The following is a 21,815-nucleotide window of genomic DNA, read 5'->3' as shown; positions in this document are numbered from 1 at the left end:
CTGCACGAGCAGGCCGATGCGATCGGATACCCTGTCCTGATCAAGGCGGTCGCCGGTGGCGGCGGCAAGGGCATGCGCAAGGTGGAAAAATCGGCCGATTTCACTGCGGCGCTCGAAAGCTGCAAGCGCGAGGCAGCCTCCAGCTTTGGCGACGAGAACGTCCTGATCGAGAAATACATTGCGAGCCCGCGCCATATCGAGGTGCAGGTGTTCGGCGACACTCATGGCAATGTCATCCACCTGTTCGAGCGGGACTGTTCGCTGCAGCGGCGCCACCAGAAAGTTCTTGAAGAGGCGCCTGCGCCCGGCATGACCGACGCGGTGCGCGAGGCGATGTGCTCGGCGGCCGTGCGGGCAGCCGAGGCGGTAAACTATTCCGGTGCCGGCACGGTGGAGTTCATCGTGGATGGGTCCGGCGCGCTGCGCGCGGACGGCTTCTACTTCATGGAAATGAATACGCGCCTGCAGGTGGAACACCCGGTGACCGAAATGGTGACGGGTCTCGATCTGGTGCGCCTCCAGCTCGAAGTGGCCGCAGGTGGCAAGGTGCCTGAGCAGGACTCCATCACGCTGACCGGTCATGCCATCGAGGCGCGGCTCTATGCCGAGGATCCTTCGACCGGCTTCCTGCCCTCCACCGGCCCGCTGACCCTTCTGGCCCTGCCGGGCTGGCAGAGGGCGCTGCGGGTTGATTCCGGGGTGGAGCAGGGCGGCGAGGTCACCATGTTCTACGACCCGATGATCGCAAAGCTGATCGCGCACGGCGATGACCGCCTTGATGCCATCGACCGTCTGGTCGACGGGATCGATTCCGATCTGGCGGTCTGGCCGGTGCGAACCAATGCCGGCTTCCTGCGCGCGGCGCTCTCCCATCCGGCTTTCCGTGCAGGCGAGGTCTATACCGGCTTCATCGAGCACAATCTCGACGCGCTGGTGCCCTCAGGCGTGCCGCTCATCCATTTTGCGGCGGCCGGTGCTGCTGCGATGGCCCAGATCGAGCCCGGCACCGATCCCTGGGACAACCGGACGGGCTTCCGCCTGAATGCACCCGCCCGCCTGCAGGCCGTCTTCGACCGGGGCGGCGAACGCTGCACCGTATCGCTGCAGGGTGACAGCGTGGTGGCAGACGGTCAGGCCTACGCCCTTCGCGGCGTCCACGACGCTGCCGAAACTGTGACCTATGTGGAACTGAGCGACGAGGCCGGCGAGCCGGTCAACGCCATCGTGGACCATCGCCCCGAGGGCTTCCTTGTCAGCCTGCGCGGACACAGCCTGCTTGCGCGTCCCTTCGGTGCCGGTACCGACATTGATGCGCTGGCCGGGGGCGATGCCATCAAGGCGCCGATGCCGGGCAAGGTTCTCAGCCTTTCCGTAAAGCCGGGTGATACGGTCTCAAAGGGCCAGACGCTCGCCGTCATGGAAGCGATGAAGATGGAAATGGCCCTCACCGCGCCGCGCGATGGCGTGATCGATGCCGTCAACGCGTCCGAAGGACAGCAGGTCAATGAGGGCGATGTTCTTGTCGCCCTCGCCGAAGAGGCGGCATAGCGTTCCTGCGTCTCAATTCGTCGTTCCCGCGCAGGCGGGAACCTGGAACAAGCGACCTGAACTTTCCCCGGTTTTTCTCTTACCCCCCGCCTGCGCGGGGTGACGAGAGCATGGAGAGTTTGTTGACGCTGGATCAACTGGCCAGAGAGAAAGCTGGCACGTCCCTCGCATGGTGAACGCCCGATCCCCTCAGGCTGTCCCTGATCCGGACAGCGGTGCAGCAGAAGGTTTGGGCCATGGGCGTACTGGCAGACTGGACAGATCAGACCCGCAGTGATTTCCGCCAGCGCATCATGCGCACCCGCCATACCCTGCATACTTCGCCGCTTTTCAGCGAGGCGGCCATCGAACGCCTGATCGAAATTCATCCGCGCGACTATGCCGACTTTGCCACCATGGACGAAACGGGCTCGCGCGCCTCATGGAAGACGGGTGATCCGGGCAAGCTCTCCGGTGCAGAGCTGATCCGCGCGGTGAAGTCTGGCCGCCTCTGGATCAATCTGCGCAATCTTTTCGGCATTCACGAGGAATACCGCGCGCTTCTCGACCAGATGTTCGAGGAGTTGCAGGACGAAAATCCGGGTTTCCATCCGGTGCGTATTCTGGGCGGGCTGCTGGTGTCCTCGCCCCAGGCAAAGGTGCCCTTCCACATGGACCGCACCGACACCATGCTCTGGCATATTAGCGGCAAGAAGCGTGTATACGTCTATCCGCACCATGATGAGGTCGTGACCGACGAGGAGCGCGAGGAAGTCCTGCTCCACGCGTTCAACGACGAGCTGGTCTACCGGACCGAAGCGGAGCCCCACGCGCAGTATTTCGATCTGGAGCCCGGCGAGATGATCTGCTGGCCGCTCCACACGCCGCATCGTGTGGAGAACCGTGGCACGCTCAATATCTCGCTGGCGACCGAATACACGACGCCTGAGGCCCGCATCCAGAACAATGCGATGTATTTCAACGGAGTGATGCGCCGCCGCTTTGGCTGGCAGCCGCCGCGCATTGACGAGACGCACGGGCTGAACCGTATGGCGCGCTATCTGGCCGGTGCCGTCATGCGCAAGGCCGGCGTCTCGGTGCCGGTGGAGACCCCGCACGAGGGCGGCTATCGCTTCGAAGTTGATCCCGAAGCGCCGCTGGGTGTGCGCGCCTGATGCCTGCGCCTGTCCGGACACGCATCGCCCCGCCCTTGCTGGACTGGAGCGAGTATCATCGCGGCGAGTTTGCCCGCGGCGTCGTCAGCGCGCGTCATCAGCTGGCGCGCCTGCCGCTGTTTGATGATGCTGCGCTGGCTGCGATGCTGGATCGTCATGACCGGGCCAGTCTCGATGTCTGCACGATGGGGCGCGACCCGGCGGAACGGTCGAGCTGGCGAGATGTGCCGGTATGCCGGCATCTGCCCGGCCACCATCTGATCGAGGCTGTCCGCCAGACACGCCTCTGGGTCCATGCCCGTCATGCGCTGGACACTGACAGCGAGCTGAAGCCTGTCTTCAACGCCATGCTCGAACAGCTTCGTCATCTGAACCCTGGCTGGTCACCCTTGCGCGCCTATGGCGGTGTGGTCATCGCCTCGCCGGGTGCGCAGGTCTTCCTGCATTCCGACATCTCCGAGACGATGATGTACCAGGTGCGCGGACAGCAGGAGGTCTTCGTCTATCCGCCGCGCGATCCTTGGGTCAGTGACCGGGCTCTGGAAGGCGTGCTGCTGGGAGAGGCAAGCGAGGACCTGCCCTATGATCCGTCCTGGGACAGTGAGGCAGCCCACATCACGCTGGAACGCGGCGGCTTTGCCGCCTGGCCGCTCCATGCACCCCATCGCATCCGCTATGGCAACGAGCTCTCGGTGACGCTGGTGCTTGAGGTGGTGACGCAGGAATCGCTGGTACGAAACGGCGTCCTGCATGCTAACGGGCTTCTCCGCCGGGCCGGGCTCAACCCGAAATCGGCAGGCACTGGCGGCATTGGCGCTGCGGTGAAGCTCGCCATCTCGCGCGCCGCCAAGACAGCCACGGCCTTGCGCCAACGCAAGTCTGCGCCGGAAGCCTCAGACATCAGCCTCGCCCGCGCCGTCGAACAGGTCTGATGACTGCAAAACCAAGGCGCGCGCGCTTTGACCGCCGCCGGGTTTCGTCCTAGCTCTCAAGGCATGAGCCTGCATCTGATAAAGCTGTGCGTCGGCGCCGACACGATCGAGGATCTCGAGGCGTGGCGTGACCAGATCGCACCGGGCAAGAAGCCCATGCACCATGTGACCCGGATGAGCCCGAAGCGCAGCGATGAGCTGCTGGACGGCGGTTCGCTCTACTGGGTCATCAAGCGCGTGATCCAGGTGCGCCAGCGCATCATAGGCCTTGAAGAGGTGACCGGCAGCGACGGGATTTCGCGTTGCTGCATCTGGCTCGACCGTGAGCTGGTGCGCACCGCGCCGCGCCCGAAAAAGCCCTTTCAGGGATGGCGGTACCTGACGGACGCGCCGCCCGATCTTTCCTCGCCCGCTGCGGGGGGCGAGGACCTGCCCGATGATCTGCGCGCCCGCCTGATCGAAATGGGGGCGTGGTAGGACGCGAGAGCAGCCTAACCCCGCCTAGCCGGACTGGCGGCGACATTGTCGATCAGGCGCGTCTTGCCGACGCGAACGGCGGCGAGCACCCGCGCAGGCCGATTCAGAAGGCCGGGACCGGTATCGGCCAGCGTGCCGGCATCGCGCACCTCGATATAGTCCACGGCGTCGAACACGGAGTTTGCGAGAATGCGGGCATGCTCCAGCGCAGCGGCGGCAGGCTCTCCGTCCTCGAGCGCATGAGCCAGGTCTCGCAGGATGACGTTCAGGCGTCCGGCCCGCATTCGCTCGGCGGGCGAGAGATAGACATTGCGCGAGGACATGGCGAGGCCATCGGCCTCGCGGCGTGTTTCCACGCCCAGCACCTTCACCGGCAAGGCGAGATCAGCCGCCATGCGCCGCACGACAAGCAATTGCTGGTAGTCCTTCTCCCCGAAGACCGCGATATCGGGCCTGACCTGCCCGAACAGGCGGGCCACCACCGTTGCCACACCGCCGAAGAAATGCGGCCGGGCCTCGCTTTCCAGGCCAAGGGCGGGGCCATCGACATGCAGGCTGGTCGCAAAGCCTTCCGGGTAAATCTCCTCCACTGCCGGTGCGTAGAGCAGATGGCAGCCGGCCGCGGCCAGAAGCGCGGAATCGGCCTCCAGCGTGCGTGGATAGGTGGCAAGGTCTTCGTGCGGGGCAAACTGGGCCGGGTTCACGAAAATGCTCACCACAACGCGGTCGCTGACCTCCATGGCCTTGAGGACGAGGGAGATGTGGCCTTCGTGCAGGGCACCCATGGTCGGGACAAAGCCGATTGTATAGCCGTCAGCGCGCCACTGGCTGACCTCGCGGGCGAGCGCGTCAGCGGTGTGGACGGCAGGGCAGTGCAGGGCAGGCAGCATGGAGTTTCGGGCCTTTCACAATGGCGCGCGCACGCTAGACGGGCCAAGGCGCTGGAGGCAAGGCGCCGACTCGGCGCACATATGCGTCCGTGATGATCCGGGCAGCAAGTATTCTCCTCCTGACGGTGAGCCTTGGCGCGTGCGCGAGTACGGGGCAGGGCAATGGTGTGTCGACGCCTGAGGGGGCTCAGGCGTTGCGGCTTGCCGAAGCGCTCTCCAGCGCTGCAGGCAGCAATGATCCTGTGCTTGGCACAGTCGTCCCGGAAATGATGGCACTGGAAGCAGCCCTTTCCCGCCCGCCTGCGCCCATGGCCGGGCCGGAAATGGCCTCTGGTGAGAGCGCCGCTGCCGCCCTTGTCCCGGCGCCTGACCTGTCTGGCGCCATACCTGTCATGAGCCTGATGCACGCCATTCATCTCGCCTCCTACCGCGAGGCCCGCCATGTGGCCGAGGGCTGGCACGCCTTGCAGGGCCAGCACCCGGAGCTTTCCGGCCTGCAGGCGCGCTATGTGGAAGTCGATCTGGGTGGACAGGGTGTTTATCTGCGCCTTCTGGCCGGCCCGTTCGACACCGAAGCGGATGCTACACAGGCCTGTCTCGCCGTGCGCGCCCGTCAGGACTGGTGCGCGGTAACGCCCTTTGATGGTATCGCCGTCCTGCCCTAGTATCCGGCCACATTCTGCCTGCAAGATAGGTTTGCGTGCGGCGCGGGCAGGCTTATCTGTTAGCTACGGCCAGTTGCTCCGGAACCGCCTCGTTCATGACCCTACCGCCCAGCCTTCAGAACGTGCGAACCACACCGTCCCAGCCGCCGCGCACCGGCGTGCGCGAGGCTCACGTAATTGTGGTCGGAAACGAGAAGGGGGGCGCGGGCAAGTCCACGGTTGCGATACACCTTGCCATCGCGCTGATGCGCATGGGCCAGATGGTGGCCGCGATAGACCTCGATCTGCGGCAGGCGTCCTTCTCGCGCCATATCGAGAACCGCACTCGCTGGGCCTCGTCGCGCGGGGTTGATCTGCCAATCCCCGACCAGGTGGTGATGCGCTCCAGCCTGTCGCGCGATCTGGATGTTGCCGAAAGCGAGGAACGTGCCGCCTGGGAGCGTGAGCTGGCGAGCCTGAAGGCGCGCTCAGACTTCATCATCATCGACGCTCCGGGGCACGACACCCATTATTCGCGCCTTGCCCATGCCAGCGCCGACACGATCATCACGCCGGTCAATGACAGCTTTGTCGATTTCGACCTTCTGGCAGATGTGGACCCGGAGACCTTCGAGGTCGGACGCCCCAGCGTCTATTCGGAGATGGTCTGGAACTGCCGCAAGAGCCGGGTGGCGCGCGACAAGAAACCGATCGACTGGGTGGTCATGCGAAACCGGGTCTCCACGCTGGATGCCCGCAATACGCGCCGTGTGGCGGATGGCTTGCGCAAGCTCGCCGAGCGCATCGGATTTCGCATCGCGCCCGGCTTTTCCGAGCGCGTCATCTATCGCGAGCTTTTTCCGGTCGGCCTGACCCTGCTGGACCTGACCGAAAGCGGATCGGCCATCCCCTTCACCATGAGCCATGTCGCGGCGCGCCAGGAACTTCGCGACTTGCTGATCGTGCTCAAACTGCCGCCTCTGGCGGGCAAGCCCTTCCCCTTCTGATGGCGGCGCGATGAGCATCCTGTTTGGCGTTCTGGTGGCCCTTGGGGCGATGGTGGTTCTCGCCTGGCTCTTTGCCCGCGCAGAGCCGTCTTCCGTGGTGCGCATCGCGCGTGTTGCCGCGGCTCTGGCCGCCATCCTCGCCGGCATCGTGATGACCATTCGCGGCTTTGCCGTGCTGGGCGTCCCCATGGCACTGGCGGGCGTCGGTTTCCTCCTGACGGGTAGCTGGCGGGGCCTCTCCGGCCGTCTGGGCGGGCAGGGACCGGGCGCCCGGCCGGGTCAAGGACAGCGGCCCTCTAGTTCAGATACGATGAGCCTTGCCGAAGCGCGCGCGACCCTGGGTGTTGAACCCGGCGCGAGCCATGACGACATCCAGCGGGCTTACCGAGAGCTCATGAAGAAGGTTCACCCCGATACAGGCGGAAATGCCGCCCTGGCTCGCAGGGTGCAGCAGGCGCGCGATCTTTTGCTCGGCGACTAGCCTTGAGCATCCTGGTTGACGGCGAAGCAGGCTTCACCCAGCCGGGCGAGATCAGCGCAGACCTGACGCGCGACTGCAGGGTCCATCGCCTCGAAGCGCGCCCGCCAGAGCGAGCGCCCGTCACGGGCCACTTCCTCGGTAACAGGTGAGGCGGCTGACAGCGCAGGCGCCAGTCCCAGAACCGTTTCGAGGCGTGCCAGAGCCACGGCCTGCGAACCGAACGCGCCGACCTGCACCGCCCAGCCACCGCCAGTACGCGTTGAGGCTGCTGGCAGTGAAGCCGTGGTGGCGGCGGCGCGCTGCCCGGTCGATGCCGTCGCGGCGTCTGAGTCAAACCGGACGCGGTCAGACTCTGTGTCGCGGGCAGGGCGGTCCAGTTCGGAGATGTCTTCCACCACGATGCGCACGGGCGGCGCAGCCTGGCCACTCTCGCTGGCGGCGGAGCCCATGGCTGTCGGACCGGCAACGCCGGAAAGTTCAGCGGTCAGGATTTCCTGTTCACGGATCGGGCTGATACGCGGCGAGCCGAGACTGGCGAGGATCAGCCCGTCGCGGCGTGCATCCAGCGTGGAAAAGGCCGCTTCGATAAGTTCCTGGGCGTGGGCATCGCGCACCGGACCCGTCGCGCCGCCCATCACGACCGTTACCAGGCGCGCACCGCTGCGCTCTGCGGTCACGGCGATATTGAAGCCCGAGGCGCGGATATAGCCGGTTTTCAGCCCGTCCACCCCGTTCACCCGACCGACCAGCGTATTGTGCGTGGTGTAGGTGCGCCCTGCGTAGCGGAAGCTGCGCTCGCCGAAATAATGGAAATATTGGGGAAAATCGCGGTGCAGGGCGTGGGCCAGCCGCGCCATGTCTCGCGCCGTCGTGCGCTGTGCGGCATCGGGCAGGCCCGATGCATTGCGGAACACTGTGGCGGTCAGACCCAGGGCAACGGCCCTGTCGGTCATCGCTGAGGCAAACGCGTCCTCGCTGCCCGCAAGCTGCTCTGCGACCATCACGGCCACATCATTGGCGCTGCGGATGACGAGGGCACGGATGGCCGTTTCCACCGATATCGAGTTGCCAGCCGGGACACCGAGCTTTGAGGGCGGACGGGAAGCCGCTTCGCGCGACATGACAAGTTGCGAGGAGAGGGTCAGTTCGCCGCGCTCCAGTGCCTCAAACAGCATGTAGAGCGTCATCATCTTGGTCAGCGAGGCCGGGTAGCGCGCGGCGTCAGGCCTGCGGGCATGCAGGACCTCACCCGTTTCCATGTCGGCGACGAAGGCTGCGTAGCGGTCCTGCGCAAAGACGGAACCGGCCGGCACCGCGAGGGCCAGCGCAAACACCACGAAACAGGCGGCAAGATGACGAAGGAGCATAGGCCCGGACAGTCGCCGAAATGCGTTGAGGACCCGTTAACCGCCTCGCGCGACTGCAAAATTGTGCGCTGCACAAAAAATATTTGACTTCGGGCCTCTGATTCCTCATATTTGCTGCAGTTGCGAACCAGAAAGGCAAGGCCGGAAGCCATGACCGCTGAAACGGAAAAACCTGCTGCCGCGTCCGCTGCCAAAGGCGTCAAAGCCGCAATGGTAACGGCGGAAGCCCGTTCGGCGAAGGCCAAGGCACTTGCCGCGAAGACCGAAACCAAAGCCCGGCCGGGCGCTGCATCTGCGAAGAAAGCAGCCCCTGCCACACCGAAAACAGCGTCCCGTAAACCCTCCGCCCCCCGCAAGTTCACGGGCAACCTCAAAGGAGTTACTCCCATGGCTGCTGCCAAGAAAGACCTCGCCAAGGAAACCTTCGAAACCTTCACCGCCGCGTCGAACGACGCCGTGAAAGAAGGCATCGAGAAGTCGATGACCGCCATGAACGACTTCAGCGCGTTCCACAAGAACTCGGTTGAAGCCGTCATTGCCTCGGCCACCACGGCCTCGAAAGGCTTTGAAGAGCTGAACGCCCTCGCCGCCGGCTACGCCAAGAAGTCGATGGAAGACGGCATGCTTGCCGCCAAGTCGCTGGCCTCTGCCAAGTCGGTGCAGGAAGTGATCGAGATCCACTCCGAGTACACGAAGTCCTCGCTGGAAGCCTATCTGGCCGAGATGAACAAGGTCTCTGACCACGTGTCCTCGATGATGAAAGACTCCATGAAGCCGATCAACGAGCGCTTTGCCGCCGCTGTCGAGCTGATGCAGTCGCAGCGCTAGGTTTCTGGCGCCTACAGTTTTCCGGCGGGCGAGGGGCCAGTCCCTTCGCCGCTGGTGACAAGTCCTCCCTGACTGGCCCGGCTTTGCCGGGCCACTTTTTTTGATACGGACGCCTGGCCCGGTCCTGCCGGGCCATTTTTCTTGTTTGGCCCAACAGGTCCGGCGATAAGACCTCATGGCCATGAACGAACTTGATCTCCTGATTGACCTGCACGGCGATGCCGACCGCCAGGGGCCGGGCGGCGATGACCAGACCCGGCTTGCGCTGGAGCTGTCCGGCCTGCGCAGCAGGCAGGCGCTCAGAATCGCCGATATTGGGTGCGGTACAGGCGCACCGACGCTGTGCTTCGCGGATGCCCTTGATGCCCATATCGTGGCGGTCGATTTTCTGCCGCGCTTTCTCGACATTCTGAACGCGCGCGCCGGGCGGGCGGGCCTGTCAGGCCGCATCGAAACGCTGGAGGCATCGATGGACGCGCTGCCGCTCGAACCAGCCTCGCTCGATGCGATCTGGTCGGAAGGCGCGATCTACAATATCGGTTTCGAGAGCGGCATCCAGGCCTGGTCCCGCTTTCTGAAGCCGGGCGGCGTTCTGGCAGTTTCGGAACTGACCTGGCTCACGGAGGATCGGCCCGAACACTTGAGCGCGCACTGGAACGCGATCTACCCGCAGGTGGCAACAGCTGGCGAAAAGATCACGGCACTGGAAAAGGCGGGCTACGCAATGCTCGGCTATTTCCCGCTGCCGGAAACCTGCTGGCTCGACAACTATTACCGTCCGATGGAAGCGCGGTTTGACGCGTTCCTCGCCCGCAACGGGAACGCGCCCGAAGCCCGTGCCATTGTGGAAGCAGAGCGCGCGGAAATCCGGCTCTACGAGACCTATCGCGACTATGTCAGTTACGGCTTCTATGTAGCGCAGTGGCGGTAGCCCTACATCCGGGCTTCGCGCTTCGGATGAGCTCGGGCGGCCAGTCGGCCTGACAGGCTGCTACGCAGCCTGAGAGCGCGAAGACTTCACCTCCGCAACGCATCCGCGTTGCGATGTTCCGCGAAAAGTCGCGGGCGGGCTTTGCCCTGACAGGCTGCTTTGCAGCCTGAGAGCGCGAACGCGCGCCCGCAGCTAAGCGAGGATAGCCAAGGCGGCGGATGCCGCCGCCGGCGCTTGAGGCGAAACTAAAAAATGGTGCCGGCGGAGAGGATCGAACTCCCGACCTTCGGTTTACAAAACCGCTGCACTACCGCTGTGCTACGCCGGCAAAAAGGGATGCGCGCAGCCTCTTAAAGCAAAAGCGGCGCGCCGGGCAAGCGCGCCGCTGCCGGACGTGTCCGTCTTCGCTATTTGCGCCAGACCAGCACCGCTGACGCGGCGAGGACGCCAAGGAGCAAATGAGCAAGATCGAGCACGAGTGCGCCCGGTGTGATCAGTATTCCGTAGGCGAAGGCATAGAGCATGGTGGGCAGGCAGAAGCCGGCCCAGGCGATGAAACCGATACGCAAATGCGCCATCAGCCCGCTGGCACCTGCCGCCTGCAGCAGAGCTGCGAGCCCCAGTACCGTCAATATGGGCATGACCGGCCCAAGGAACATTTTCCATTCATGGCCGGCAAAGCTGTCGGCGGTATAGCCGTACTGCGCCATCCAGTAGCCGGAGAAGAGGAGTCCATAGATGAGGAAGCCAATGAAGTAGATGACCACTGCGGCAACGATCACCGCGATCAGGTCATGACCGAAAATTCTGGGCATGAGTGTTTCCCTCCCCGTCCGGGGCGGCTATTGCTCCGCCCTCGAACTCGTGTTGATGGCGCCCATCGCGCCAGTGCTTAACCATACGCCCATCGGGGATTTACCGCCATGGCCCGCATTCTGATCACTTCGGCCCTGCCTTACATCAATGGAATCAAGCATCTGGGCAATCTGGCCGGGTCGATGCTGCCCGCCGATGTCTATGCGCGCTTCCAGCGTATGCGGGGCCATGAAGTGCTCTATATCTGTGCCACCGACGAACACGGCACGCCGGCAGAGCTGGCGGCTGCTGCTGCAGGGCAGGATGTGCGCACCTATTGCGATGAGCAACACGCCATCCAGAAGGATATCGGCGCGCGCTTTGCCCTTTCCTGGGATTATTTCGGGCGGACTTCCTCGCCTCAGAACGCGCAGCTGACCCAGCATTTCGCTGAAGCGCTGGAAGCCAATGGGCTGATCGCGGAAATCGTGGAAAAGCAGGTCTATTCCAACGCCGACATCCGCTTCCTGCCTGATCGCTATGTCGAGGGCACCTGCCCCAATTGCGGATATGAAAAGGCGCGCGGCGACCAGTGCGATAATTGCGGCAAGCTGCTGGAGCCAACGGATCTGAAGGATCCTTACTCCACCATTTCGGGCTCGCGCGATCTGGAGGTGCGCGATACGCGCCATCTGCAGCTGCGCCAGAGCCAGATGGAAGGCCGCCTGCGCCAATGGGTGGACGAGGCCACAAGCTGGCCGCAGCTCGCCCGCTCAATCGCATACAAATGGCTCGATGAGGGGTTGCGCGACCGCACGATCACGCGCGACCTGTCCTGGGGCGTTAAAGTCACCAGGGATGGAGGCCCGCGCGAAGGCTTTGAGAACAAGGTCTTCTATGTCTGGTTTGATGCCCCGATCGGCTATATCGCCGCCACGGCGGAGTGGGCAGAAGCAACTGGCAATGACTGGGAACGCTGGTGGCGCACCGACAAGGGCGCGGGCGATGTCACCTATGTCCAGTTCATGGGCAAGGACAATGTCGCCTTCCACACGGTCAGCTTCCCCGCAACGATCCTCGGCTCTGAAGAGCCGTGGAAGCTCGTCGACCGGCTTAAAGCCTTCAACTGGCTGAACTGGTATGGCGGCAAGTTCTCGACGAGCTCGAAGCGCGGCGTATTCATGGATGCAGCGCTGGAACTGCTCCCGTCCGATTACTGGCGCTGGTACCTGACATCAAATGCGCCGGAAGGCTCCGACACCCAGTTCACCTGGGAGAGCTTCCAGTCGGTGATCAATTCGGATCTGGCCAACGTGCTGGGCAATTTCGTCAACCGCATCCTGAAATTCGGCGCGGCGCGCTTTGACGGGGTGGTCCCCGACGGCGGCACGCCCGGCGAACACGAAGCCTGGCTGGAAGCCGAAGTCGATGCCCGCCTTGGTGCCATTGTGGCCGCCTATGAGGCCATTGAGTATCGCAAGGCCGCCGCCGAGACGCGCGCGCTGTGGGCGGCAGGCAATGAATACCTGACGCGCGCCCAGCCCTGGGTGGTGTTCAAGACGGACCCTGCTCAGGCCGCATTGGGCGTCCGCTATGGCATCAACCTGGCGCGCCTGTTCGCTATTGTGGCCGGGCCTGTCATCCCCGATGCGTCGGCCGCGATCCTGAAAGCGGTCGGAAGCGAGGGCGATGCCGGCCAGTGGCCGCAAGGCGATGCGAAATCGCTGCTGTCAGCGCTCAAGGCTGGTCACGCCTTTTCCACTCCTGACGTGCTCTTCGCCAAGATCGAGGATGCTTCGGTGGAGGAATGGAAGGCGAGGTTTGGCGGGGAGTAGGTTCTTTTTTGATGCACCGCCCCTCCGGGCGTTGCGCCTCGCATGAGCACCGGTGAGGCTAGGGGGTGCTGGCCGCTTGGCGACCCGGAGAGTCTCGGACGTTTCCACCGCGGTCCCGGCCCTCGAGCCGGGATCCATGGAAATATCCAAAGGCTGACAATATGGATCCCGGGTCAAGCCCGGGAACCCGGTCAAGAGATGTCGGCAAAAAGTCTCGACCAAACCGCCTCAAGCGGGAACAATAAGAGCGCTAGCCCACACTCCTGCGCCCCGCCTTGACCAGTTCGGCGGTGCGGGTTTCGATCGCGGTTTCGAGCTCGGCGATGAAAGCCTTTGCGTCCTCGCCCGGATGGATGGGGTCCAGAAACTCGATGATCGCGAGGCCGGGATGGAACTCCCATTTCTGCTGGGGCCAGAAGAGGCCCAGATTGGTCGCGACCGGTATCACCGGCCGGCCAAGCTCGCGGGCCAGCCGATAGACGCCCAGCCGGTAGCGTTTTCGGGTGCCGATCTCGCTCAAGCCGCCTTCGGGATAGATCAGCACGTCCCGGCCTGAGCGTTTGAGCGCTTCCAGCCCGGTATCGAGCGCGCCGCTTGCCCGCTTGCCCCCGGCATTGTCGACAACGACCGCTTCGGCCCGGCGCAGTATCCAGCCCACCAGAGGGTATTTCAGCATGTGATCGCCGATCACATAGGTCAGCTCGCGATGGCGCGAGACCAGACATATCCCGTCGCCCCAGGACTGGTGCTTGGAGGCAATGACAGCGGGGTCTGTATCGGGAAGAACGTGCAGCCGGCGCACCAGCAGCTTCAGCCCGCACACTCTCATCCAGCCCGTCATGGCGCGGGTGTAGAGCCAGATTGCGCCAACCGTCGCCCAGCGGCCGGGTATGAGCGTTGCCGGAGCGACGGCCAGCACGCCCATCAGCACGGTGATGAGCCAGTAGCCGGAATGGAAGATGTGGTGTCTCAGGAGGGTCTCCCTTGCGCTGGCGGGCCTGATGATGGAACGCGCAGCGATTCCGGCCAAGGCCGCCTGTCAGGAACGGGCATGCGGGTTGACCGCAAGCCTGTAGCGGTCTGTTCTGGTGGCGAGACACGATATAAAGGGGATAACCGATCATGCGCACGCTCGTATCTGCACTGGCTCTCGCCGCTTCGCTGGCCCTGCCTGCCATCGCCCAGGACGATCTGAGCGAGGCGCTGCAATCGGACTGGGATGCGCACCTGCGTCCCCTTTACGAGCATTTCCACGCCAATCCGGAGCTCTCCTTCATGGAGGTGGAGACCGCAGCGCGCCTGGCTGGTGAATTGCGCGATGCAGGATATGACGTGACCGAGAATGTCGGGCGCACTGGCATCGTGGCCGTTATGGAGAACGGGGATGGCCCGGTCATCCTGATGCGCGCGGACATGGATGGCCTGCCCGTACGCGAGCAGACGCCGCTGGAGTTTGCCTCCACCGTCATGGGCGAAGACCGGATGGGCAACGAATTTCCCGTCATGCATGCCTGCGCCCACGACACCCACATGACCGCCCTGGTCGGCGCGGCGCGCTGGATGGCGGGTAATCGCGATGCCTGGTCGGGCACTCTGGTGCTGATCGGCCAGCCGGCAGAGGAGGTGGGCCTTGGCGCCTATGCCATGCTGGAGGAAGGCCTCTATGAGCGTTTCCCGACGCCTGATGCCGTCATCTCCCATCACACCTGGGGGTATGTCCCCGCCGGGCAGATTCGCTATGCGCCGGGCTTCGCGATGGCCAATGTCGACACGGTGGACTTGCGCATTCGCGGTATCGGCGCGCATGGCGCCTCGCCGCATCTGGGCCGTGACCCGGTCGTGCTCGGCTCGCAGATAGTGCTGGCTCTGCAGACACTGGTCAGCCGGGAGCTTTCCCCCTTCGATACCGGCGTTGTGACGGTGGGCGCCTTCAATGCCGGCACCAAGCACAACATCATATCCGACGAAGCCCATCTGCAGATTACCGTGCGCTCCTATACCGATGAGGTGCGCGAACGCCTGCTCTCGGGCATTGAGCGCATCGCGCGTGGCACCGCCATCGCGGCCGGCCTTCCCGAAGACCTGATGCCGGTCATGGAGATTGATGAGGTCTACACGCCCGCGCTCTACAACGATCCGGCCCTGTCCGACCGCGCGGGCGCGGTGCTCACCCAGCGCTTTGGCGATGCGGTGGATACGGCAAGCCCGGTGACGGGCGGGGAGGATTTCGCCCGCTATGGCCGCACCGAGCATGACGTGCCGATCTTCATGTTCTGGGTTGGCGGCTCTCCGCAAAGCGTGTGGGACGCCGCGCAAGCACGTGGTGAAACGCCGCCCGCCAACCACTCGCCCTTCTACTATCCAGACGCCGAAAGCGCCGTGACCATGGCCGCTGAAGGCATGACGCTGATTGCGCTCGACCTGTTCGAAAACGGTGTTCCGGGCGGCGCGCAGTAGGGATGACGCCAAAGGATATCGCCATTGCGGGCTGCGGCCCGGCGGGGCTCGCGGCCGCGCTGCTGCTGCATCGCGATGGCCACCGCGTACGGCTTTATGAGCGTTTCGACACGCCCCGGCCCATCGGGTCCGGTCTGCTGATACAGCCGACGGGTTTGGCGGTGCTGGAAAAGCTTGGCCTCGATGGCGCGCTGAAAGCGCACGGCGCACACGTGGACCGGCTTCTCGGCAAGGCGGTACGCTCTGGCGCAACTGTTCTGGATGTACGTTACAGCGCCCTTGGCAGGCCTGCGCGCGCGGGGATCGGTATTCACCGCTCGGCCCTGTTCGCGATCCTGCATGACGCCGTGCTGGCCGAGGGCATCGAAGTCCACACCGCTTGCGAGATCACGGCTAGCGAAGCCGGAGAGGGCGGGCGGCGCACGCTGATCCTCGCCGCTGGCCGGCGTGAAGGCCCTTACGACCTGCTGGTCGATGCGCTGGGTACGCGGACGCCGCTGGCACCGCCCACAGGGAAAGAGCTGGAATACGGCGCGCTCTGGGCAAGTCTCGACTGGCCGGACGTATCGGAGCTGAACCCTCATGCGCTGGAGCAGCGATACCGCGCCGCTTCCATCATGGCGGGGGTCCTGCCTATCGGCACTGCCCCCCACGATGCAAAGGCCAAGGCCGCGCTGTTCTGGTCCATCAAGGGCGTGGACGTGGCGGCCTGGCGCACGGCGGGGCTGGAAGCGTGGATACACGAAGTACGAGCCGTATGGCCGGCTGTGGAGCCGCTGCTGGAACAGATTACCGATCCCGGCCAGCTCGTCTTTGCCCGCTATTCGCATCGCACGCTCGAACGTCCGGGCGAGGCAGGCCTCATCCATATCGGCGATGCCTGGCACTCGGCCAGCCCGCAGCTGGGGCAGGGGGCGAACATGGCGCTGCTTGACGCCTACGCGCTGGCTCTCGGGCTGCGCGGAGGCACAGACGTGGCCGACGCCATCGCCCGCGCCATCGCATATCGCCGCTTCCATGTCTGGCTCTATCAGGTGCTTACCGCCTTCTTCACGCCGGTCTACCAGTCTGACAGCCGCATCATCCCCTTCCTGCGCGACCGCCTCGTCGGCCCGGTCTCCAAGGTCTGGCCCGCCCCGCTCGTGCAGGCGGCTCTCGTTAGCGGGCTGGTCGGCGCGCCGCTGGGGCGGCTTGATCTTGCCTGAAACCGCGTCCCCGCCTTGACATTGCGCGCGCGCCAAGGCCTTTTCCGCGCTGATTTCGACCCCTGATTTCCAGGCGGGTTTCTCTCCGTCCTGTCCGGCCTGTTTCCACCCCAGTTTTCAAAGAGCCCTGACCCATGTCCGTTACCAAGACCCACTGGCGCACCCATACCTGCGGCGAACTGCGCAAGAGCAATGTGGGCAATGATGTCACCATCTCCGGCTGGGTGCACAGGAAGCGCGACCATGGTGGCCTGCTCTTCATCGACCTGCGCGATCATTACGGTCTGACCCAGTGCGTGCTGGAGCCTGATAGCGAGCACTTTGCCCGCCTTGAGCGCCTGCGCGTGGAGAGCGTTGTGACGCTCACGGGCAAGGTCGTCGCGCGCAGCGAGGACACCGTGAACAAGAACCTGCCGACCGGCGAGGTCGAGCTTCGCGTGGAAGGGCTGACCGTCCAGTCGGAGGCAGAGGAACTGCCGCTGGCCGTGTTCGGCGAGCCTGACTGGTCTGAAGAGGTGCGCCTGAAGCACCGCTATATCGATCTGCGCCGCGAGAGCCTGCACAAGCGTATCGTGCTGCGCTCGAAGATCATCGACTCCATCCGCCGCCGGATGATCGAGCAGAACTTCGTCGAGTATCAGACGCCGATCCTTACCGCCTCCAGCCCGGAAGGCGCTCGCGACTATCTGGTGCCCTCGCGCCTGCATCCGGGCAAGTTCTACGCGCTGCCGCAGGCCCCGCAGCAGTTCAAGCAGCTGATTATGGTCTCCGGCTTTGACCGGTATTTCCAGATCGCGCCCTGCTTCCGCGACGAGGATGCGCGCGCCGACCGTGCACCGGGCGAATTCTACCAGCTCGATATGGAAATGAGCTTTGTCGATCAGGAAGACGTGTTCGGTGTGATCGAGCCCGTCCTGGCGGGCCTGTTCCGCGAATTTGCCGATGGCCGCGTCGTCAGCGATGACGCCTTCCCGCGCATCCCCTATGCCGAGGCGATCCGCACCTATGGCTCGGACAAGCCGGATCTTCGCAACCCGCTGAAAATGCAAAGCGTGACCGAACACTTTGCCGGTTCCGGCTTCAAGGTGTTCGCCGGCATGATCGAGAAGAACCCCGCCGTCGAGGTGTGGGCGATCCCCGCGCCGACTGGCGGCAGCCGTGCCTTCTGCGACCGGATGAACTCCTGGGCCCAGAAAGAGGGCCAGCCGGGTCTGGGCTACATCTTCTGGCGTGAAGAGGGCGGGGCGCTCGAAGGCGCTGGCCCCATCGCCAAGAATATCGGCGAGGAGCGCACCGACGCTATCCGCACCCAGCTGGGCCTGAAAGCGGGCGACGCGGTCTTCTTCGTCGCGGGCCAGCCCAAGGACATGTACGCCTTTGCCGGCCGGGCACGCGACATTGTCGGGCGTGAGCTGGATCTGTGCGAGAAGAACGTCTTCCGCTTCTGCTGGATCGTCGACTTCCCGATGTATGAGTGGAACGAGGACGAGAAGAAGGTCGATTTCTCCCACAACCCGTTTTCCATGCCGCAAATGGAGGCCGAGGCCTTCATGGCGCTGGACAAGAACGACCACGAAACGCTGCTCGGCCTGAAGGCCTGGCAATACGACATCGTGTGCAACGGGGTGGAGCTGTCCTCCGGCGCGATCCGTAACCACCGTCCGGACGTCATGCTCAAGGCTTTCGAATTTGCCGGTTACGGCCCGGAAGTGGTCGAGGAAGCCTTTGGCGGCATGCTCAACGCGTTCCGCTATGGCGCGCCGCCGCATGGCGGTATCGCGCCGGGTGTGGACCGGATCGTCATGCTGCTGGCGGGCGTCGAAAACCTGCGTGAAGTGGTGATGTTCCCGAAAGACCAGCAGGCGCGCGATCTGATGATGAACGCTCCGGCCTATCCGGAAGCCCGCCAGCTGCGCGAGCTGCACCTGCGCACGGTCCTGCCCGAAGCCAAGAAGGGGTAATCTCCCCTCGGCGCGCAGCGCCGCAAGCGCGAACGCGCGCCCGCGCTCGTGCGCGGGGCTTCGCAGCCCTGATGGGCTGCGGAAACAATGAGAGCATTTCTAGCGCGGGTCGGAGCGATCCGGCCCGCCAGCCGGCAAGGCCGGCTCCGCAGGCGGAGCCGGTGCACGCTGGGCTTCCTCGAAGAGGAATTGCATCGGTTCGCCGACTTCCGACCGGCGCATTTCAAACCGCCAGCCGGTCTGCGCGCGAGCGCGGGCCAGCTCTGCCTGGGCACGGGCGGCCTCCCGCAGGGCTTCACGGGCGCTGTCCAATGCTTCGCGCTCCAGCCCGCCAGCGGCCATGGCACGCGATTGCACGCTTGCCAGCGCATTGGCGAAAGCGGCCTGGGCTGCTTCAAGCTGTTCGAGGCGGCGTGCCTCGGCTTCGGCGATGAAGGCGCGCTCATCGACCGGAACCGTGCTGGTCGGCGCTGCCGTGCATGCGGTCAGCACGAGACCGTCAATCTCGGGCAGGCGTGTTTCGGTGTCTCCGCAAGCCTCTGCCAGCAATTCGACCGTCACCCCTTCAGCTTCGCGCAGGTCCGCGCCCGACAGGATGACCTGGCGGAAGCGTGAACCCTGAAGATCGGTCCGCCGCAGGTCTGCGCCGGTCAGATCGACATGATCGAGAAAGATGCCGACCAGCGAAGCGCCGGTCAGGTCCACACCATGCATGATGGCGTGCTGGAGAACGACATTGTTAAGCTCGGCATGGCGCAGGCTCGCCTCGCGCAGATCGGCCGAGCGTATCGTGGCCGCAGTCAGGTCGGCCCGGTCCATATCAGCGCCCTGCAGGCTCACCTGCACCAGGCTCGCGCCGGTCAGATTGGCATGACGCACGTTGGCGCCTTGCAGCATGACCTGATGGGCGCGCAGATCGGACAGATTGGCTTCGGAGAGCACCGCGCCGCTCATGGTGACACTGGAGAGGTGCACCTCGCGCATGGAGGCTTCGGAAAAGTTCGCGCCATCCAGGCGCATATTGCCGAACCGGGCGCCCAGCAGCTGGGCTTCACTGAAGTCCGCGCTGGAGAAATTACCGCGATAGAGATGGGCGCCCGCGAGGTTCGTGCCGCTGAAATCGCAGGCCGCACAGTCGCCGCCAATGACCAGACGGCGCTGGGGATCGGCGTCGCGATGTCCGCGCAAGACCTGCGCATTATCCGACAAGTCGCCAGCTGCCGCCATTTGCGGCGTGGCAAAAGCAAGCGGTACAAGCGCGAACAGGGTCAACAGGCGCAGCTTCATGCCCTTTTTCCTACTCCCCGGTGCAGGCAAGAGCGACTTAAATTGCAGTAATGGGAAGAGTCTAGCGATGGGGCAAACAGGACGGAACGCTAAGGCCTGCCGGAAGACGGGTTGAACCGTCACCGCACGCGGTTGAAAGCTGGGCCTGGGTGAGGCCGCGCACCCGGGTCATTTCGGCGCCGGAGATATTCGCACCGGTCAGGTTTGCGCCGGTAAAGTCCGCGCTGCCGAAATAGGCCCCGACGAGCGTTGCCCGCTCCAGATTGGCACCGGCAAAGCTGGCTCCGGTGAAACGTCCGCCAAACAGGTTGGCAATCGAGAGGTCCGTGCGGACAAAACGCGCGCGGTTCATCGTGGCAAGCGACAGATCGGACTGGCGCAGGCGCGAACCCGACACATCAATGCCCGGCAGGTTGCGATAGGACAGATCCGCCTGGAACAGGTTGCAGCCCGTGCAGGACTGACCCGCGCGAACCCGGTCGATCTCAGCGGCGTTCTGCGCAAGGCCGGGGCTGGCGAGCGCCAGTCCGAGCGTCAGGGCGGTCAGAATCTGTTTCATCGCGGCACATCCTGTTCGGTGTTATGGCCACGGCGCTGCAAGGATCAGGCCCTAGCCCTGCGGGGGTGGCCCCTGCCAGTCACAGGCCTCGCAGTTGAGCTCGGCGCCTGCTTCCACAAGCGTGAAATGGCCACAGGCCGGGCATGGCTCGCCGGAATAGACCGGCTCTGCACGCGGCGCTGGCGCGCCATCTCCCTTGCGGCCCTGGCCCGCGGCGGGCGTGAGAGGCGCAGGCTTTCTCGGCGCGCTGCCCAGCATCACCACATTGTCGGGCAATTGCCCGCGCGAGAAGCCTTTGGAGATCAGCCGTGAGGCTTCTTCCCCGGTAATGACTTTCTCGTTGGCGACGCCCGTGCCAATCCCGCCCGGATCAGACTTGCGGGCATCAGTCTGGGCGAGGTCCTCGCGTCCGAGATAGGACACGCCCAGCTCCCGGAAGAGGTAGTCGAGAATGGATGTCGCGTGCTTGATGGAATCATTGCCTTCCACCGGTCCGGCCGGCTCGAAGCGCGTGAACACATAGGCGTCGACATATTCTTCCAGAGGCACGCCGTATTGCAGGCCGATGGAGATGGAGATGGCGAAATTGTTCATCAGTGACCGGAAGGCAGCGCCCTCCTTGTGCATGTCGATGAAGATCTCGCCGAGCTCGCCATCCTCGAACTCGCCCGTGTGCAGATACACCTTGTGGCCGCCGACGGTGGACTTCTGGATATAGCCCTTGCGCCGGTCAGGCAGCTTGCGGCGGCTGGCGGCCCGTTCCACCGGGCGCTCCACCACGCGCTCCACGATGCGTTCCTCGGTGAAAACCGGGCGTTCGCCCCGGTCAGCACTGTCAAACTCGATCGTGGCGAGAAGATCGTAGAGAGCCTCGCCCTCGCGCCGGATGCGGATGGATTTGAGCCCGTCGCGCGCCGCTGAAAGGATCAGCGCAGAGACATCATCAATCGTCGCGTGGCCGGGCAGGACCAGATCAAGGCCCGCAGGCGCGTCCAGCGCGCTTTCCAGTGCCGCCGCCATGGCGAGGCGCGCTTCGGGCGTTACAGGCGCCAACGCCGTTTTCAGTGTGTCCGGCAGGACCTCGCAGGTATGCAGCGCGCCCGTGCCATGCACCCAGCGCTCGGCGGCCTCGATCTCGACGGGCGACACACCGAAGGCTTCCAGAAGGCGTGTGCCGGCCTGTTCCAGCCGTTCAGGGTTCAGCCCGCAGCGTGCTGCAATCTCGTCGCCCACCGTCCAGCGGTTGAAGGCGTGACGCACCGGTGCACCCTCGGCGATCATGGTCTCGATGCGGGCGAGTGCCGACGCATCAAGGCCTGCCTCTTTCAGCTGACCGAGCCAGGACGGATTGAGACCCGAAAGCGTGCCTGCGCCGAAGGCATGGGCGAGGGCGGCTTTCTGGATGTCTGTATCGAGCCCCTCAAGCAGACGTTCGGCAAACGCCCGCGCGGCCGGCG

General features: G+C 64.5%; 20 protein-coding genes and 1 tRNA gene. 13 read left to right on the top strand and 8 right to left on the bottom strand.

Annotation, left to right across the window (positions count from 1 at the left end):
• The 4 genes from ACTS2Z_RS06525 to ACTS2Z_RS06510 all read left to right on the top strand — a co-directional run.
• The coding region (locus tag ACTS2Z_RS06525; protein WP_442572411.1) for an ATP-binding protein at positions 1-1,548 on the top strand (1,548 nt) is incomplete at its 5' end.
• Positions 1,549-1,784: 236 nt separating this feature from the next.
• The gene (locus ACTS2Z_RS06520; protein WP_442572410.1) at positions 1,785-2,702 is read left to right on the top strand and encodes a cupin-like domain-containing protein; all 918 of its coding nucleotides are present in this window, start codon (positions 1,785-1,787) and stop codon (positions 2,700-2,702) included.
• Positions 2,702-3,634: a hypothetical protein gene (locus ACTS2Z_RS06515; RefSeq protein WP_442572409.1), complete on the top strand. Its 933-nt coding sequence runs from the start codon at positions 2,702-2,704 to the stop codon at positions 3,632-3,634. The genes ACTS2Z_RS06520 and ACTS2Z_RS06515 overlap by 1 nt, the downstream gene beginning before the upstream one ends.
• A gap of 63 nt (positions 3,635-3,697) precedes the next feature.
• On the top strand, positions 3,698-4,111 hold the full coding sequence (locus ACTS2Z_RS06510; protein ID WP_442572408.1) for a DUF1489 family protein: 414 nt from the start codon (positions 3,698-3,700) through the stop codon (positions 4,109-4,111).
• Between the two features lie 14 nt (positions 4,112-4,125).
• On the opposite strand, the gene panC is transcribed toward ACTS2Z_RS06510, so the two are convergent.
• Positions 4,126-5,001, bottom strand: coding sequence for a pantoate--beta-alanine ligase (gene panC / locus ACTS2Z_RS06505; RefSeq protein WP_442572407.1), 876 nt, complete (start codon positions 4,999-5,001; stop codon positions 4,126-4,128).
• Positions 5,002-5,168: 167 nt separating this feature from the next.
• Between panC and ACTS2Z_RS06500 the strand changes: the two genes are divergently transcribed.
• The 3 genes from ACTS2Z_RS06500 (at position 5,169) to ACTS2Z_RS06490 (ending at position 7,133) form a co-directional block, all read left to right on the top strand.
• A complete protein-coding gene (locus ACTS2Z_RS06500; protein ID WP_442572406.1) occupies positions 5,169-5,666 on the top strand; it encodes an SPOR domain-containing protein in 498 nt (165 codons plus the stop codon).
• 95 nt (positions 5,667-5,761) lie between these two features.
• Positions 5,762-6,652, top strand: a complete 891-nt coding sequence (locus ACTS2Z_RS06495) for a division plane positioning ATPase MipZ (protein WP_442572405.1) — start codon at positions 5,762-5,764, stop codon at positions 6,650-6,652.
• 10 nt (positions 6,653-6,662) lie between these two features.
• Positions 6,663-7,133 (top strand): J domain-containing protein, encoded by a 471-nt coding sequence (locus tag ACTS2Z_RS06490; RefSeq protein ID WP_442572404.1) that lies wholly within the window; start codon positions 6,663-6,665, stop codon positions 7,131-7,133.
• Here the strand turns inward: ACTS2Z_RS06490 and ACTS2Z_RS06485 are convergent.
• The gene (locus ACTS2Z_RS06485; protein ID WP_442572403.1) at positions 7,130-8,500 is read right to left on the bottom strand and encodes a serine hydrolase; all 1,371 of its coding nucleotides are present in this window, start codon (positions 8,498-8,500) and stop codon (positions 7,130-7,132) included. The two genes, ACTS2Z_RS06490 and ACTS2Z_RS06485, sit on opposite strands and share 4 nt — an antisense overlap.
• 150 nt (positions 8,501-8,650) lie before the next feature.
• Here ACTS2Z_RS06485 and ACTS2Z_RS06480 point away from each other — a divergent pair, with 150 nt between their 5' ends.
• Together ACTS2Z_RS06480 and ACTS2Z_RS06475 are read left to right on the top strand one after the other, a co-directional pair.
• Complete coding sequence (locus ACTS2Z_RS06480; RefSeq protein WP_442572402.1) at positions 8,651-9,328, top strand: phasin family protein; 678 nt, start codon at positions 8,651-8,653, stop codon at positions 9,326-9,328.
• A 181-nt stretch (positions 9,329-9,509) separates the two neighbouring features.
• On the top strand, positions 9,510-10,259 hold the full coding sequence (locus tag ACTS2Z_RS06475; RefSeq protein WP_442572401.1) for a class I SAM-dependent methyltransferase: 750 nt from the start codon (positions 9,510-9,512) through the stop codon (positions 10,257-10,259).
• Between the two features lie 253 nt (positions 10,260-10,512).
• Here ACTS2Z_RS06475 and ACTS2Z_RS06470 read toward each other — a convergent pair.
• A tRNA-Thr gene (locus ACTS2Z_RS06470) sits at positions 10,513-10,587 on the bottom strand.
• Positions 10,588-10,666: 79 nt separating this feature from the next.
• A complete protein-coding gene (locus ACTS2Z_RS06465) occupies positions 10,667-11,074 on the bottom strand; it encodes a DUF1761 family protein (RefSeq protein ID WP_442572400.1) in 408 nt (135 codons plus the stop codon).
• 108 nt (positions 11,075-11,182) lie between these two features.
• Between ACTS2Z_RS06465 and metG the strand changes: the two genes are divergently transcribed.
• Positions 11,183-12,889, top strand: coding sequence for a methionine--tRNA ligase (gene metG / locus ACTS2Z_RS06460; RefSeq protein ID WP_442572399.1), 1,707 nt, complete (start codon positions 11,183-11,185; stop codon positions 12,887-12,889).
• 250 nt (positions 12,890-13,139) lie between these two features.
• Here metG and ACTS2Z_RS06455 read toward each other — a convergent pair whose 3' ends face one another.
• Entirely contained in the window at positions 13,140-13,919 is a 780-nt protein-coding gene (locus ACTS2Z_RS06455) for a lysophospholipid acyltransferase family protein (RefSeq protein ID WP_442572398.1), read from the bottom strand.
• A gap of 92 nt (positions 13,920-14,011) precedes the next feature.
• Between ACTS2Z_RS06455 and ACTS2Z_RS06450 the strand changes: the two genes are divergently transcribed.
• The 3 genes from ACTS2Z_RS06450 (at position 14,012) to aspS (ending at position 18,512) form a co-directional block, all read left to right on the top strand.
• Positions 14,012-15,346 carry an amidohydrolase gene (locus tag ACTS2Z_RS06450; RefSeq protein ID WP_442572397.1) on the top strand — a complete coding sequence of 445 codons (1,335 nt, stop codon included), beginning with the start codon at positions 14,012-14,014 and terminating at the stop codon, positions 15,344-15,346.
• Positions 15,347-15,348: 2 nt separating this feature from the next.
• The gene (locus tag ACTS2Z_RS06445; protein ID WP_442572396.1) at positions 15,349-16,551 is read left to right on the top strand and encodes an FAD-dependent oxidoreductase; all 1,203 of its coding nucleotides are present in this window, start codon (positions 15,349-15,351) and stop codon (positions 16,549-16,551) included.
• A 134-nt stretch (positions 16,552-16,685) separates the two neighbouring features.
• Positions 16,686-18,512 (top strand): aspartate--tRNA ligase, encoded by a 1,827-nt coding sequence (gene aspS, locus ACTS2Z_RS06440; RefSeq protein ID WP_442572395.1) that lies wholly within the window; start codon positions 16,686-16,688, stop codon positions 18,510-18,512.
• Between the two features lie 99 nt (positions 18,513-18,611).
• Here aspS and ACTS2Z_RS06435 read toward each other — a convergent pair whose 3' ends face one another.
• The 3 genes from ACTS2Z_RS06435 to ACTS2Z_RS06425 form a co-directional block, all read right to left on the bottom strand.
• Entirely contained in the window at positions 18,612-19,799 is a 1,188-nt protein-coding gene (locus tag ACTS2Z_RS06435) for a pentapeptide repeat-containing protein (RefSeq protein WP_442572394.1), read from the bottom strand.
• Positions 19,800-19,860: 61 nt separating this feature from the next.
• Positions 19,861-20,358, bottom strand: a complete 498-nt coding sequence (locus ACTS2Z_RS06430; protein ID WP_442572393.1) for a pentapeptide repeat-containing protein — start codon at positions 20,356-20,358, stop codon at positions 19,861-19,863.
• Between the two features lie 51 nt (positions 20,359-20,409).
• Positions 20,410-21,815: TSCPD domain-containing protein (locus ACTS2Z_RS06425; RefSeq protein WP_442572392.1), on the bottom strand; the 1,406-nt coding region annotated here is incomplete at its 5' end.

The sequence above is a fragment of the Glycocaulis sp. genome (genome assembly GCF_052168375.1).
In the GTDB taxonomy this organism is placed as follows: domain Bacteria; phylum Pseudomonadota; class Alphaproteobacteria; order Caulobacterales; family Maricaulaceae; genus Glycocaulis.
The sequence above is the reverse complement of the archived record's forward strand: the minus strand, read 5'-3'. Positions and strand labels throughout refer to the sequence as shown.